Below are 13,226 nucleotides of genomic sequence, written 5' to 3'. Positions count from 1 at the left end.
ACCATGCAATTTCCACTAACAGGATGTACCCATGCAACAGAAGCTTCCGCACCTGATCGGCATGCTCGACTCGCCCTATGTGCGCCGTGTCGCCATTGCCCTGCGCCTGCTCGGCATCGAGTTCAGCCACCAGTCGCTGTCGGTATTCCGCACCTACGAGGAATTCCGCGGCATCAACCCGGTAGTCAAGGCACCGACCCTGGTACTGGGCGATGGCCAGGTACTGATGGACTCGACCCTGATCATCGACTGCCTCGAACACCTGGCCGGCCGCAGCCTGATGCCAGCCGAACCGGCCGCACGGGTGCGCGCCACGCGTCTGCTGGGCCTCGCGCTGGCGGTCATGGAGAAGGCGGTGCAGCGCTACTACGAGCAACAGCGGCCGGATGACAAGCAGCTGGCCAGTTGGCAGGAGCGGGTCGACCAGCAACTGCATGCCGCCCTGGCACAACTGGAGAGCGAACTGCGCGAAATGTCGCTGGACGCCGCCGCGCCGCTGGACCAGGCCGGCCTGAGCATTGCGGTGGCCTGGACTTTCGTGCAGCTGCTGCACTCGGAAGACATCCCGGCGGACAGCTATCCGGCGGTGGGCGACTGGGCGCAGCAGGCCGAGGCGCTGGAAGTGTTCAAGGCCTTCCCGCCGGTGTGATCTTTCACCGAGCGCAGGAGCGCGCTCCGTCCGCAATCGGCTGCCCCCACGCCAGGCCCATTGACGGAGCGACCGGCAAGACATCGCCAACAGAGCCCGCTCCTACCCACTGAGACCTAGTCCTTCGGCAGTTCCTCGTGCTGTTGGCGAGTGAAGCGCAGCAGCACGAAGCAGATGACGAAGCCGCAGAGCGCCAGCCCGGCGGCGACAAGGAAGATCGACGCATAGCCATGACGGGCAGCGACCAGCCCCATCAATGGGCCGGCGACGCCCATCGCCAGGTCGAAGAACAGTGCGTAGGCGCCCAGCCCCGCGCTGCGGCTGCTGGCCGGGATGCGCAGCACCGCCTCCACACCCAGTGACGGATAGACCAGCGACAGGCCACAGCCGGTCAGCGCCGCGCCCAGCAGCGCGAAGCCCGGCCCCGGCGCCTGCCAGAGCAGCAGCAGGCCGAAAACTTCCACACCCAGGCAGACCACCGCGACGGCAAAGCCGCCGAAGCGATTGACCATGCCCGAGAAGACCAGCCGCGCGCCGACGAAGCAGACGCCAAAGGCAGTCAGGCACCAGGCCGGATTGGCCCAGCCCTGGCTGCCGTAATAAAGGGTGATGAAGGTCGCCAGGGTGCCGAAGCCGATGGAGCCAAGCATCACGCACATCCCGTAGGGCAGCACGCGCCCCAGCACCGCGTGGAAGGCCATGCGCGCACCGGAAATGGTCGGCACTTCCGCGCGGTTTCGGGCCGCCAGCCAGCCCAGCGCGGTCAGCACCAGGACACTCACGCCCAGGCTCCACAGCCCCAGCGAGGCCGACATGGTCACCCCCAGCGGAGCACCGATGGCAATGCCGCCGTAGCTGACGATGCCGTTCCAGGAAATCACCTTGGCGGTGTTCTGCGTCCCCACCAGGGCAATGCCCCAGCTTGCCGTGCCGATCCCCAGCAGTCCCTGCGCCAGGCCGAACAGCAGGCGGCTGCCGAGCAGCAGCGTCAGGCTCAGCCAGCTCACCGATTCGAGGCTGGTGGAAGCCAGCACCAGGGCCCCGCCGATGCCCAGCACACCCAGGCCATAGAGCACGGCGCGCTTGGCGCCGTGGGTGTCCGCGATGTGGCCCGCCAACGGCCGGGACACCAGGGTGGCAATGTACTGCAGGCCGATGACCGCGCCGGCGATCACCGTCGAGTAGCCCAGGCCTTCATGGACGAAACCGGGCAACACCGGCAGCAGCAGTCCGATGCTCAGGAACAGGACGAAGGTGAAGACGACGGTCGCGAGGATGCGCAGGGTGACGGAGGCGGTTCGCTGCTCGGACGAGCTCATGGACGGGCCTGACGGTGGGTGGCGGAGCATGTGCGGGAACGATTGAAAGCAGGCTATCTATTTCCGCCCCGATTGCCAATCCGAACCTCGCGCGCCGTTCGATGCTCCTATAGTTGTTCCATTGCCGCGCGCCGCAGCGGTGCGCTCCACCTGCAGCAAGGAGATCGTCATGGATACCAGCCAGCACAGCCTGGGCGCCCTGTTCAAGCAACTGGGCCTGCCCGACGGGCGCAAGGAGATCGACGCCTTCCTCGGCAGCCACCGCCTCGCCGAAGGCCAGAAACTGCCGGACGCGCCGTTCTGGAACGAGGCCCAGTCGCAGTTCCTGCGCGAGGCGCTGCAACAGGACTCGGACTGGACCGAGGAAGCCGACGAACTGGCGGTTCGGCTGTCCAACTGATCCGCCGCTACCTCACTTGAGATAGGAGCGCAGCACGCCCATGACCTGTTCCAGGTCTTCGTGGCGCTGCGCCGCGGTGCGGTCCTCGGCACCCAGATGATCGCGCAGGTGGCCTTCGAGCACCTCGGCCATCAGGCCATTCACCGCGCCGCGGATGGCGGCGATCTGCTGCAGGATCGCCGCGCATTCGCTGCCCGCCTCCAGCGCCCGTTCCAGCGCCTCGCTCTGGCCCTTGATGCGGCGCACCCGGGTCAACAGCTTCTTCTGGTCCTTGATGGTATGTCCCACGTCAAAAGCTCCAAAGGTATACTGGGGTATAGTATCCAGACTGATCCTACGGACCATCATCATGCAGCCTGCCGCCCCCTCGCAAGACGGTCGCCACGACCACCAGTTCCACGAAGGCAATCCCCTGGCCGAGCGCAACACCCTGCGCGCCGCGCTGCTGACCGTCGTGATGATGGTGGTGGAGATCGCCGGCGGCTGGGTGTTCAACTCCATGGCGCTGCTCGCCGACGGCTGGCACATGAGTTCCCACGCCCTGGCGCTGGGCCTGGCGTTCTTCGCCTACGTGGCGGCGCGGCGCTTCAAGGGCGACGCACGCTTCGCCTTCGGCACCTTCAAGATCGAGGTCCTCGCCAGCTACACCAGCGCCATCCTGCTACTGGGCGTGGCGGCGCTGATGATGTTCGAGTCCGTCGCCCGACTGCTCTCCCCTTCGCCGATCCATTATCAGCAAGCCATCGCCATCGCGGTCATCGGCCTGCTGGTGAACCTGGCCTGCGCCTGGTTGCTGCGCGGCGAGCAGCACCACCATGGCCACGATCACCATCACGGTCATGACCATCACCACGACCATGAACATCATGACCATGGGCACGACCTGAACCTGCGCGCCGCCTACCTGCACGTGCTGGCCGACGCCGCCACCTCGGTAGCGGCGATCATCGCGCTGATCGGCGGCCTGATCTGGGGCGCCGCCTGGCTCGACCCGCTGATGGGCATGGTCGGCGCCGTACTGGTGGCCGTCTGGTCGATCGGCCTGCTCAGGCAGAGCGGCCGGGTGCTGCTGGATGCCGAAATGAATGACCCGGTAGTGGAGGAAATCCGCGAGGTGGTCGCCGGCTTGCCGCAACCGGCGCGGATCACCGACCTGCACCTGTGGCGCGTGGGCAAGTCGCGCTATGCCTGCATCCTCAGCCTCGCCAGCAGCGGGAACCTGACGCCGGAGCTGGTGCGCCGACGCCTGCAGGTCCACGAGGAACTGGCGCACATCACGGTGGAGATCAACCCTCTCCCCGCGTGAACGACCGGAAGTCGTGGCGGCTTTGACGACCGCCACGCCGCTACGGCCTAATGCGCAGCCTGTCGAACCCCGGTCGCCCGCCCGCATGTCCAGCTCCCGCTTCTCCACCGCCCAGCAACGCGCCAGCATCCTGCACCTGCCTGCCGGCCCCTGGACGACGGTGCTGGATTGCCTGTGTGCGCGCTTCCCGGCGATCAGCCGCGACACCTGGCTGGACCGCATGGCGCGCGGCAAGGTGCTGGACAACGACGGCCAGCCCATCGGCCCCGAGCATCCCTACCGCGAAGCGCTGCGCATCCACTACTTCCGCGAGGTGCCGCAGGAAACGCCGATCCCCTTCCAGGAAAGCATCCTGTATGCCGACGAACACCTGGTGGTGGCGGACAAGCCGCACTTCCTGCCGGTGACGCCCGCCGGTCAATACGTCGAGGAAACCCTCCTCGCCCGTCTCACCAGGCGCCTGGACAACCCGCTGCTGGTACCGCTGCACCGCATCGACCGGCTAACCGCCGGGCTGGTGCTGTTCTCCGCCAATCCGGACAACCGCGATGCCTACCAGGCGCTGTTCCGCGAGCGGCGCATCCACAAGATGTACGAAGCCATCGCGCCAGCGCTGCCGGAACGGGAGTTTCCCCTTGTGCATCGTTCGCGAATGGTCGAGGGCGATCCCTTCATCCGCATGCAGGAAGTGGACGGCACGCCCAACAGCGAAACCCGCATCGAGGTGCTCGAACAGCGCGGCGCCCTGTGGCGCTATGGATTGCACCCGGTCTCCGGCAAACGTCACCAACTGCGCGTGCACATGTCGGGCCTGGGTGCGGCGCTGTGCTTCGATCCCCTGTACCCGACGCTGCCACCACGCGGCGAACGTCCGCCGGAGGACTTCGACAAGCCGCTGAAGCTGCTGGCCCGGCAACTGGAGTTCATCGACCCGGTCACCGGTGAGGCGCGGCATTTCAGGAGCCAGCTGGAGCTCTCCTGGCCTTCCATCAATTTCATCGATGGTCACCCTTAAGACGATCCATTTCCGTCGATAGTGACCCCGGTGTTTTCATAGCTCCACCCCAAGGAGAGAAAGCATCGGGAGCCGACCATGAGCTACAGCGCCAAGTCCTTTTCCGTCCTCGTCAACGCCCTGCGTGCCGACGGCATCACCCGTCCCGAACAAATGGCCCGCCAGCCCTTCCGCAATGCCCAGGGTTTCTGGTCCGCGGTGGCCAAGAAATGAATCTGGTGCGGCGACTCCCGCCTGCGCTGCGCATGGATGCGGTGATCGTCCTCTACGCACTGGCTGCGGCCTGGCTGGTGTTCTCCGGCCTATAAAGCGGGGCCAATATCGCCCGCCGGCACTCGTTATCGACAGGATGCTCGGGAGCTTGCTCGCGAGCCCTTCACAAACGACAAGGGCAGCCGAAGCTGCCCTTGTCGTCACGCGCGGCCCTGCCGCGCCCCATCCTCACTTCTTCAGACAGGTGCTCATGAACGCCTTGCGTTCGTCGCCCTTGAGTGCCTTGCTGGTGGCGTCGGCATTGCAGGACTTCATCTTCTCCTGCTGCGGGGTCATCTTCTTGGCGTCGCTGCCCGCCTTCAGGCAGGTGCTCATGTACGCCTTGCGCTCGTCGCCCTTGAGCGCCTTGGTGGTGGCATCGGCGTTACAGGTTTTCATCTTCTCCTGCTGCGCGGTCTGCGCGGCGGTGGCCGCGAAGCCTTGCGCCGAGAAAAGCAGAGCCAGGACGAGCAGCGGAATCCGAACGGTGGTCATGGAGTGGTCTCCCAGGATGGAATTGCCACTCTGAGCGTAGCTCGCAGCCCAGCATTCGCGAGGCCTGCGACGCGATCCGGGAGCTTCTGGCGCAATCCGCGTGACGTTTACCACGGCATAAAAAATAAAATGGTTATATATAAATTCTAATTGATAATTTTTTGAAATAACAAAAATGCCGCAGTATGGCGCTGCCACCCATCCGGTACGCCAGGAACCTGCCATGTCGCTGTTGACCCTTCCCAATGCCCGCGAGCAAACCAAGTCGGTCCGCGCCACGGTGCTGGTGTTCAAGGACCCACGCTCGCAGGAGCTGCTCAACCGCATCGAGCGCCTGGCGCCCAGCGAGGCCAACGCGCTGATCATCGGCGAGACCGGCACCGGCAAGGAACTGGTCGCCCGGCATATCCACAAGCTCAGCCGACGCAGCACGGCCCCCTTCGTGGCGGTGAACTGCGGCGCGTTCTCCGAGACGTTGGTGGAAAGCGAGCTGTTCGGCCACGAGAAAGGCGCCTACACCGGCGCCACCAGCAGCAAGGCCGGCTGGTTCGAATCGGCCAACGGCGGCACCCTGTTCCTCGACGAGATCGGCGACCTGCCGCTGAACATGCAGGTGAAACTGCTGCGCGTGCTGCAGGAGCGCGAAGTCGTGCGCCTGGGTTCGCGCACGCCGGTACCGATCAACGTGCGGGTGGTTGCCGCGACCAACGTCAACCTGGCCGACGCCGTGGTAGCCGGGCATTTCCGCGAGGACCTGTTCTACCGCCTGCACGTCGCGACCATTCGCCTGCCGCCACTGCGCGAGCGCCCCGGCGACATCCTGCCGCTGGCCGAGTTCTTCCTCGAGGAACATTGCCAGCGCCTGGGCTACAACCGTGCCTCGCTGAGCCCCGAGGCCGAACGCAAGCTGCTGGGCCACACCTGGCCGGGCAACATCCGCGAGCTGGAGAACGCGATCCACCACGCCCTGCTGGTGTGCCGCAACCAGCAGGTGCAGCCGGGCGATCTGCAACTGGCCGAGCTGCCCTCCGCTCCGCGCCACGACCTGCTGCGCCAGGACCACCTCCCCCACGCCCTCGCCCCGCGAGTCGAGGCGACGCTGGAGCAGGCGCTGCTGGAGTTGTTCGAAAGCAACAAGCCCGACCTCTACGAGCATGTCGAAGAGGTCCTGTTCCGCACCGCCTACCACTTCTGCCACGGCAACCAGCTGCAGACCGGCCGTCTGCTGGGCATCAGCCGCAACATCGTCCGGGCGCGCCTGGAGAAGATCGGCGAGCTGAACCTCAGCCGCACCGGCTGAGGTGGTTTCAGCCCGCGCCGGCGCTGGGCTGAAACCGTCCGTCGGCGCTTCTCGCCCGGTCGCCCCCCGGCAAAGGTTATAATCCGCGCCGTTTTCCGGCCGGCACGCCAGCGCCCCCTGAACGTCTACACTGCCAGGACGACACCCCGGCTCGGTGTGGATTGCCCGTGCGAGGCCCATCTTCAAAGCTTCAAGTCATCAGCTATTCATCAGGAATGATCGTGACCAAAGACGAACTGCGCGCGGAACTGGAGCGCCAGGAGCAACGTTTCAAGGATGAACAAGGCGGCGAAGTGACCCTTTATGCCGCTCAGCCCGAACCCGGCAAGAAACCCTGGCGCAAGCGACCCAGCGTGCAGGACAAGGCCTTCGACCGGGAGCTGGAAAGAATCGAAGAAGAACGACTGAAAAAGGATCTGGAAGCCCCGTCCCTTTAATCGCAGGTACGGCCCCAGGCCAAGAGACTCCCCCCGGAATCCGTTGGGGAAAATCTCGAGGCGATGGGCGAGCAGTGCTCCGTGGGGGAGCCCGCCAGTTGGCCTGCAAACACTCATCCGATGGGCCGGCGGCCCGCGTGGAAGCATTGCAAACTTTTTCCACCCTGCCTGAAAGCGCCGTGCGACGTGGCGTCGCGCAAATTGGAGAAACCGTTTCAGGCTGAATACGGTGCTCCAAGCTTCTGGCATAATCGCCGCCCCGTCTCCGACCGGTCATAGAATTTTCATGTTCGATCTCTTCAGCGGACTCGATGTCTGGGTGGGTATCAGCCTGGTGCTGGCACTCACATTCGTCCTGGCCTTCGAGTTCATCAACGGCTTCCACGACACCGCCAACGCGGTGGCCACGGTCATCTATACCAAGGCCATGTCCCCGTACCGCGCGGTGATCCTCTCCGGCATCTTCAACTTCCTCGGCGTATTGCTCGGCGGCGTTGGCGTCGCCTACGCAATCGTCCACCTGCTGCCGGTGGAACTGCTGATCAACGTGAATACCGGCCACGGCCTGGCCATGGTGTTCTCATTGCTTGCCGCGGCCATCACTTGGAACCTGGGCACCTGGTACTTCGGCATCCCGGCCTCCAGCTCGCACACCCTGATCGGCTCGATCCTCGGCGTGGGCCTGGCGAATGCTCTGATCACCGGCGTGCCGGTGGCCGACGGGATCAACTGGGGCAAGGCCATCGACATCGGCCTGTCGCTGATCTTCTCGCCACTGGCCGGCTTCCTGGTCGCCGGCGCCCTGCTGATCGGCCTGAAGTGGCTGTATCCGCTGTCGAAGATGCACAAGACGCCGGAAACCCGCCGCGACGTCGACGAGAAGAAGCACCCGCCGTTCTGGAACCGCCTGGTACTGGTGATCTCGGCCATGACCGTGAGCTTCGTGCATGGCTCCAACGACGGCCAGAAAGGCATCGGCCTGATCATGCTGGTGCTGATCGGCATCGTCCCGGCGAAGTTCGTCCTCGACCTGAACAGCACCACCTACCAGATCGAGCGCACCCGCGACGCCGCCATCCACCTGCAGCAGTTCTACAACCGCCATTCCGACACCCTCGGCGAGATGCTCGCCCTGGGCAAGGCCAGCGAAGCGGACCTGCCCGATCTGTACCGCTGCGAGCCGAAGCAGACCGAGGCGACCCTCAAGGGTCTGCTGAGCGACCTGCACGGCGTTTCCAGCTACACCGACCTGAACGACGATGAGCGCGTGCAGGTGCGCCGCTATCTGCTGTGCCTGGACGACACCGCGAAGAAGGTCGGCAAGCTGTCCGAGCTGCCATCCCGCGAAAAGGCGGACCTGGAGAAGCTGCGCAAGGACCTGACCAGCACCACCGAGTACGCACCTTTCTGGGTGATCATCGCCGTGGCCCTGGCCCTGGGCATCGGCACCATGGTCGGCTGGAAGCGCGTGGTGCTCACCGTCGGCGAGAAGATCGGCAAGCAGGGCATGACCTATGCCCAGGGCATCGCCGCCCAGCTCACCGCGACCGCCGCCATCGGCATGGCCAACATCTACAGCCTGCCGGTCTCCACGACGCACGTGCTGTCCTCGGGCGTGGCGGGCACCATGGTGGCCAACCGCAGCGGCCTGCAAGGTAGCACGATCCGCAACATCCTCATGGCCTGGGTACTGACCCTGCCCGTGTCGATCGCGCTGGCTGCGGGCCTGTTCTGGCTGTCCTCGCGCTTCATCGGCTGACTCCGCGACACGCCCCCCCGAAAAACGCCTGCATCCGCAGGCGTTTTTCATTTCCGATCCCTCACAGACTCACGACCTGCCGCGGCAGGCGGATGATGAAGCGAGCACCGCCCTTGTAGTTATCCACAGACAGGCTGCCGCCCATGTTGCGAATCAGGTCGTGGCTCACCGACAAGCCCAGGCCGGTGCCCTTGCCGATAGGCTTGGTGGTGAAGAAGGCCTCGAAGATGCGCTCCATCACCGCCGGGTCGATACCGCCAGCGTTGTCGCGCACGTGCAATTCCACCCAATCGGTGTCGGTGCACGGCTCCTGCGCCACGCCGACCCAGCGGGCGCCCTCCTCGCCCCGCCCGAGCAGCGCGTCGCGCGCGTTGGCCAGCAGGTTGATCAGCACCTGCTCGAGCTGGTCGGAGTAGCCGCGCACCACCACCCGCTGGGCCGGCGGCCGGCACTCCAGACTGATGCCCTGCTGGGTCAGGCTTTCGCCCAGCAGCGCAATGGCGCCTTCGCAGGCGTCGTAGGGATCGAACGGCGCGGCTTCCAGCTCCGATTTACGGCTGAACACGCCCATATGGCTGATCACCCGTGACAGGCGGTCTATCTGTGCGTCGGCACGTTCCAGTTTTTCCTTCAGGTATTCCGGTTCGCCCAGCTTCTGCCGGGCGTTGTAGAGGGACATGCGCAAGACGTGCAGCGGCTGCTTCATCTCGTGGGCCATGCCGCTGACCATCTCGCCCAGGCTGGCCATCTTCGCGCCCTGGGCCAACTGTTGCTGTGCATGGCGCACGGCCGTGTTATCGCGGCCTACGGCCTGGACTTCCACCAGCCGGCCCTCGGCATCCAGCAGCGGCCGGTCCGACCAGATCAGCCAGAGATTGCGCTGGCCGGGCAGGCAGAAACGCAGCTCCCAGGAATCGTCGGCCGCGCCCTGGCCACCGCCCACCAGGCGCGCTCGCAAGGCGCTGCAATCCTGTTGCGACAGCCACTCGTCCAGCCGCCGACCGAGCAATGCTTCCACCGGCTCGCCCAGCACCTGGGCGAAGGTGCGGTTGATGAAGGTCAGCCTCAGGTCCGGGTCGTAGCGGCAGATCAGCGCCGGCGAATCCTCCACCAATACGCGGTAGCGCTCCTCGCTTTCGGCGATCTGCATGGCCGCAAGACGCTGTTCGGTGACATCCAGCCAGAGGCCGACAGCCTCCTGCGGAATGCCCTGGATATCCCGCAGCAGCTTGGCCTCGTCATACAGCCAGTGCCATTCGCCGCTACTGTCGCACAGGCGATACTCGGTGCGGACGCGGCCTTCGCGCAGCAGTTCGCGGCCACGGTCGAGGAAGGCCTCCAGATCGTCGGGATGCACCCGTTCAGCCAGCGCCTGCCAGCTCTGCCCCTGCAGGTCCAGGCCGAGAATGTTGCCCGCGCTCTCGCTGTAGAACTCGGGGATCAGGTGCCCCTCCTCCACTCGCTGCACATAGATCACCACCGGCGCGCTGTCGATCAGGTTGCGTAGCCGGGCATGGGCCGCCAGCGCCTGTTCTTCCTGCAACTTGCCCTCGCTGATGTCCAACAGCACGCCGTCCATCAGCTGGTCCCCGACGCGGGCCTGTCGTCGTCCCTGCAGGCGCAGCCATCGACGCGTCTGGGTCGACGCTGCACTGCGCAGGCGCAGATCCTGGACCAGCCGCCCGCCCGGTTGCAGGTTGCGAAGGCGCAGGCTGAGTTCGTCGGCATCGGCCGGGTGCAGCAGGGCCAACAGGTCGGCCAGTGCCAGCTGCAATTGCCCTTCCGCCAGGCCGAGGCTCGCTGCGACGGCCGGCGACAGTTCGAACAGGCTTTCGTCGACCCGTAACCGCCACCAGCCACCACCGACCATGTCCTGCAACAGGCTCAGGCGTCGGCTGCTATCGCGCAGACTGTGCAGTTCGGTGCGCTCGTGAACGAGGTTGGTGAGGATTTCCGCCAGGTACTGCCAGTCGCTCGGGGCCAGCCCTGGCCAGGTGCCGCCGTGCTCCATGGGTTCGGCCAGCAGGCCGGCGAGGCGCCCGCCCCGTACGGGCGCCGGAATCAGGTAGAGCTGGGCGCAGCACAGGGTACGCAGCAGCTCCGATGGCCTGTCATCCGCCCCCAGCAGGCAGGCACCGCTGGCCGCGCGCAGCTCGTCGCCTGGCAGCGCAAGGTTTTCCCGCAGCAGGCTGTCGAATCCGGGCTGCACATAGCAGGCGAAGACCCTCAGGCTCTGGTCCGGAGCTTCCAGCAAGAGTGCCATGCTGCGCATGTGGAAGTTGCTGCAGAAGGCCTCCAGTACCTCACCGACCGCCTCGCTGAGGCGACGCTGCGAGCTATGACGCAGGCGCGCCAGCAGGAGCTTGCTGAGGCTCAGGCACTGCAACTTGTGCTGCTGGTTGTCGGATTGCCAGTTCAGGTCGGAGATGTCCGTACCCAGCAACAGGCAATGCTCGTTGGCCTGCAGGACGGCGCGGAAGCGGCAGACCAGCGGCAGGTCGCCGGTGCTGCGCAGCACCAGGTCGAGGCGCTCGCCGCCGCGCAGGCTGGATACCTGCATGCCGCCGGGAATTCGGCGGTCCAGGTAATCGCCGAGGCCTGGCAGATCCCCATTGCCCGGCACCGGCGGCAGCAACCTGTGCGCCTGGCTGCCGCCACGGGCGATGACGCGGTCACGACTGTCCAGCTCCAGCCAAAGGTCGCAGTGGCCGGTCACCACGGGCTCCGCCAGCTCTTCCGCCGGCAGAGCCGGGCGCCGCCGTGCGGCCAGGGGCCGGCTTGGCAGCGGGTTTTCGTTCATCTCATGCTGGCCACGGGGCCTGGAGCGCCAGAAATCGAACATCCAGCGCCTCAGAGCAGGACGCTGGCCGTGCCGCTGAGCACGTCCGGCAAGCGCGGCACGGTGCCGATCCCTGGCAGGGTCAGCAGGGGCACGATGGGCGAGGTGGCATAGGGATAGCTGATGCAAACCTGCACACGGGTGTACTGGCGGCCCGACACCGTTTGCGTCACCGGGGTATCCATGAACTGCCCGCCGTAACAGCCATTGCGCCAGCTCGTCGGCATCCAGCTCAGGCGTTGGGTCACGGCGCTGTCCACGGCAGCCTTGAGCGCGGCGTTATAACCGCCCGCCGCCTGTGGATTCACCGAAACGGCCACCCGCGCGCCGGCCGCCGCCGCATCGTTGAAGGACTGCAGCATCAGCAGCGGTACGCAATAACCCAGCAGCCCGTAAAGAACCGCGAAGAACAGAACGAACACCGCGGCGAACTCGATAGCTACCGCGCCCCGCTGCGTGCTGCGACCGCCGACTCCGTTCATGCGCAATACTCCCGGACCAACATGCAACTTGAATGATCGTTCAACTTATCGGCACGGCTAAACTTTGCTGAAGATACGCGCCGTCGGATAATTACCGCTACCCAGCAATACTAGGCGGTCTTCCGGGATTCGCCGGATGTCCTGTCGGAATAACGTTGCGAGCCAAATTCGAATTTATCTGGCTTGAATTGCAATATAGCGCTGCAATAGCGAATACCTTAAGACTCCTCGTATCTGCTTCGACATCGCCGCCTCCGGGATGAGGATATTCTCGATGCTGTTCAAACTCTGCCTTCTGGCCTGGTTCGCGGTCTGTGCCTACCAGGATCTCACCCGGCTGCGGGTCAGCAACTGGCTGACCCTTGGCGGCGCCCTGCTCGCCCTGCTGTTCCTGCTGGCCACCGGTCACACGCTGACCGGACACACCCCACAGACCGCGGCACTGGCGGCGTTGCTGGCGGCAGCGCCCACCGTACCGGGCTACTGGCTGGGGAAGCTGGGCGCGGCCGACGTGAAGCTGCTGGTCGCTCTGGGCCTGGCCAGCGACCCGCTGACGGTGCTCTATACCCTGGCCCTGGCCAGCCTGTTCTGCGTACTGCTGATGCTCGCCAGCAAACTTTTGATTGATTCGGACAGCGTGGCGATTAATTGCAAAAAGAAATTAGCCAGACTGCAACCGTCAAAGTTCAAGTCATTCCCTTTCATATTCACGCTATTCGTCGGTCTTCTGACGGCCTTTTCCTTGCCTTACTGATGCCTCGCCTTTTATTGGCGCGATGCAAACTTAACGACTATATGCTAAGGGTTAATACCACCCATCGCCTGATGGAACGATCCGGCTGCGGTTATCGAACAACCGGACGATAAAAATAATGGATATGTATGGCGGCCGCAAAAACTGAGTGCAACACCCGACCATTTCGGTAAGGTGTTGCCCCATGTCCTATCACGAACTCAGCGCCACAGAGCGCGT

The 13,226-nt window shown here is 65.0% G+C and carries 14 protein-coding genes; 9 read left to right on the top strand and 5 right to left on the bottom strand.

Annotated elements, in window-relative coordinates; genetic code table 11:
- Positions 1-31: 31 nt before the first annotated feature.
- Positions 32-649, top strand: a complete 618-nt coding sequence (locus tag A9513_RS28065) for a glutathione S-transferase family protein (RefSeq protein ID WP_037006967.1) — start codon at positions 32-34, stop codon at positions 647-649.
- Positions 650-765: 116 nt separating this feature from the next.
- Here A9513_RS28065 and A9513_RS28060 read toward each other — a convergent pair whose 3' ends face one another.
- Entirely contained in the window at positions 766-1,968 is a 1,203-nt protein-coding gene (locus A9513_RS28060; RefSeq protein ID WP_038803246.1) for an MFS transporter, read from the bottom strand.
- 169 nt (positions 1,969-2,137) lie between these two features.
- On the opposite strand from A9513_RS28060, the gene A9513_RS28055 reads away from it, so the two are divergent.
- Complete coding sequence (locus A9513_RS28055; RefSeq protein ID WP_024764117.1) at positions 2,138-2,368, top strand: DUF2789 domain-containing protein; 231 nt, start codon at positions 2,138-2,140, stop codon at positions 2,366-2,368.
- A gap of 12 nt (positions 2,369-2,380) precedes the next feature.
- Here the strand turns inward: A9513_RS28055 and A9513_RS28050 are convergent, their stop codons facing one another.
- A complete protein-coding gene (locus tag A9513_RS28050) occupies positions 2,381-2,656 on the bottom strand; it encodes a metal/formaldehyde-sensitive transcriptional repressor (RefSeq protein WP_024764116.1) in 276 nt (91 codons plus the stop codon).
- A gap of 61 nt (positions 2,657-2,717) precedes the next feature.
- Here A9513_RS28050 and dmeF point away from each other — a divergent pair, with 61 nt between their 5' ends.
- The 3 genes from dmeF to A9513_RS36660 all read left to right on the top strand — a co-directional run bounded on the left by dmeF (position 2,718) and on the right by A9513_RS36660 (position 4,902).
- Positions 2,718-3,674: a CDF family Co(II)/Ni(II) efflux transporter DmeF gene (dmeF, locus tag A9513_RS28045; RefSeq protein WP_065086147.1), complete on the top strand. Its 957-nt coding sequence runs from the start codon at positions 2,718-2,720 to the stop codon at positions 3,672-3,674.
- Positions 3,675-3,759: 85 nt separating this feature from the next.
- The gene (locus tag A9513_RS28040) at positions 3,760-4,689 is read left to right on the top strand and encodes a pseudouridine synthase (RefSeq protein ID WP_065086146.1); all 930 of its coding nucleotides are present in this window, start codon (positions 3,760-3,762) and stop codon (positions 4,687-4,689) included.
- Between the two features lie 78 nt (positions 4,690-4,767).
- On the top strand, positions 4,768-4,902 hold the full coding sequence (locus A9513_RS36660; RefSeq protein WP_255302904.1) for a hypothetical protein: 135 nt from the start codon (positions 4,768-4,770) through the stop codon (positions 4,900-4,902).
- Between the two features lie 228 nt (positions 4,903-5,130).
- Here the strand turns inward: A9513_RS36660 and A9513_RS28035 are convergent, their stop codons facing one another.
- The gene (locus A9513_RS28035; RefSeq protein WP_024764113.1) at positions 5,131-5,436 is read right to left on the bottom strand and encodes a PsiF family protein; all 306 of its coding nucleotides are present in this window, start codon (positions 5,434-5,436) and stop codon (positions 5,131-5,133) included.
- A gap of 223 nt (positions 5,437-5,659) precedes the next feature.
- Here A9513_RS28035 and A9513_RS28030 point away from each other — a divergent pair, with 223 nt between their 5' ends.
- The 3 genes from A9513_RS28030 (at position 5,660) to A9513_RS28020 (ending at position 8,932) form a co-directional block, all read left to right on the top strand.
- Positions 5,660-6,736 (top strand): sigma-54-dependent Fis family transcriptional regulator, encoded by a 1,077-nt coding sequence (locus tag A9513_RS28030; RefSeq protein WP_024764112.1) that lies wholly within the window; start codon positions 5,660-5,662, stop codon positions 6,734-6,736.
- A 221-nt stretch (positions 6,737-6,957) separates the two neighbouring features.
- Positions 6,958-7,173: a hypothetical protein gene (locus A9513_RS28025; RefSeq protein WP_024764111.1), complete on the top strand. Its 216-nt coding sequence runs from the start codon at positions 6,958-6,960 to the stop codon at positions 7,171-7,173.
- 286 nt (positions 7,174-7,459) lie between these two features.
- A complete protein-coding gene (locus A9513_RS28020; RefSeq protein WP_037009147.1) occupies positions 7,460-8,932 on the top strand; it encodes an inorganic phosphate transporter in 1,473 nt (490 codons plus the stop codon).
- 61 nt (positions 8,933-8,993) lie between these two features.
- On the opposite strand, the gene A9513_RS28015 is transcribed toward A9513_RS28020, so the two are convergent.
- Positions 8,994-11,774 carry a PAS domain-containing sensor histidine kinase gene (locus A9513_RS28015; RefSeq protein WP_081753991.1) on the bottom strand — a complete coding sequence of 927 codons (2,781 nt, stop codon included), beginning with the start codon at positions 11,772-11,774 and terminating at the stop codon, positions 8,994-8,996.
- 8 nt (positions 11,775-11,782) lie between these two features.
- On the bottom strand, positions 11,783-12,253 hold the full coding sequence (locus A9513_RS28010; protein ID WP_024764108.1) for a TadE/TadG family type IV pilus assembly protein: 471 nt from the start codon (positions 12,251-12,253) through the stop codon (positions 11,783-11,785).
- A gap of 274 nt (positions 12,254-12,527) precedes the next feature.
- Between A9513_RS28010 and A9513_RS28005 the strand changes: the two genes are divergently transcribed.
- The gene (locus A9513_RS28005) at positions 12,528-13,007 is read left to right on the top strand and encodes a prepilin peptidase (RefSeq protein WP_083196241.1); all 480 of its coding nucleotides are present in this window, start codon (positions 12,528-12,530) and stop codon (positions 13,005-13,007) included.
- The last annotated feature ends 219 nt before the right edge of the window (positions 13,008-13,226 follow it).

Origin of the sequence: Pseudomonas sp. AU12215 (genome assembly GCF_001675465.2) — a bacterium.
In the GTDB taxonomy this organism is placed as follows: domain Bacteria; phylum Pseudomonadota; class Gammaproteobacteria; order Pseudomonadales; family Pseudomonadaceae; genus Pseudomonas; species Pseudomonas nitroreducens.
The sequence above is the reverse complement of the archived record's forward strand: the minus strand, read 5'-3'. Positions and strand labels throughout refer to the sequence as shown.

Excerpts from the sequence above, each read along its gene's own strand:
- A9513_RS28030 (WP_024764112.1), top strand. The coding sequence starts at position 5,660 with ATGTCGCTGTTGACCCTTCCCAATGCCCGCGAGCAAACCAAGTCGGTC.
- A9513_RS28005 (WP_083196241.1), top strand. The coding sequence starts at position 12,528 with ATGCTGTTCAAACTCTGCCTTCTGGCCTGGTTCGCGGTCTGTGCCTAC.
- A9513_RS28055 (WP_024764117.1), top strand. The coding sequence starts at position 2,138 with ATGGATACCAGCCAGCACAGCCTGGGCGCCCTGTTCAAGCAACTGGGC.
- A9513_RS28010 (WP_024764108.1), bottom strand. The coding sequence starts at position 12,253 with ATGAACGGAGTCGGCGGTCGCAGCACGCAGCGGGGCGCGGTAGCTATC.
- A9513_RS36660 (WP_255302904.1), top strand. The coding sequence starts at position 4,768 with ATGAGCTACAGCGCCAAGTCCTTTTCCGTCCTCGTCAACGCCCTGCGT.
- A9513_RS28065 (WP_037006967.1), top strand. The coding sequence starts at position 32 with ATGCAACAGAAGCTTCCGCACCTGATCGGCATGCTCGACTCGCCCTAT.
- A9513_RS28040 (WP_065086146.1), top strand. The coding sequence starts at position 3,760 with ATGTCCAGCTCCCGCTTCTCCACCGCCCAGCAACGCGCCAGCATCCTG.
- A9513_RS28035 (WP_024764113.1), bottom strand. The coding sequence starts at position 5,436 with ATGACCACCGTTCGGATTCCGCTGCTCGTCCTGGCTCTGCTTTTCTCG.
- dmeF (WP_065086147.1), top strand. The coding sequence starts at position 2,718 with ATGCAGCCTGCCGCCCCCTCGCAAGACGGTCGCCACGACCACCAGTTC.
- A9513_RS28020 (WP_037009147.1), top strand. The coding sequence starts at position 7,460 with ATGTTCGATCTCTTCAGCGGACTCGATGTCTGGGTGGGTATCAGCCTG.
- A9513_RS28015 (WP_081753991.1), bottom strand. The coding sequence starts at position 11,774 with ATGTTCGATTTCTGGCGCTCCAGGCCCCGTGGCCAGCATGAGATGAAC.
- A9513_RS28060 (WP_038803246.1), bottom strand. The coding sequence starts at position 1,968 with ATGAGCTCGTCCGAGCAGCGAACCGCCTCCGTCACCCTGCGCATCCTC.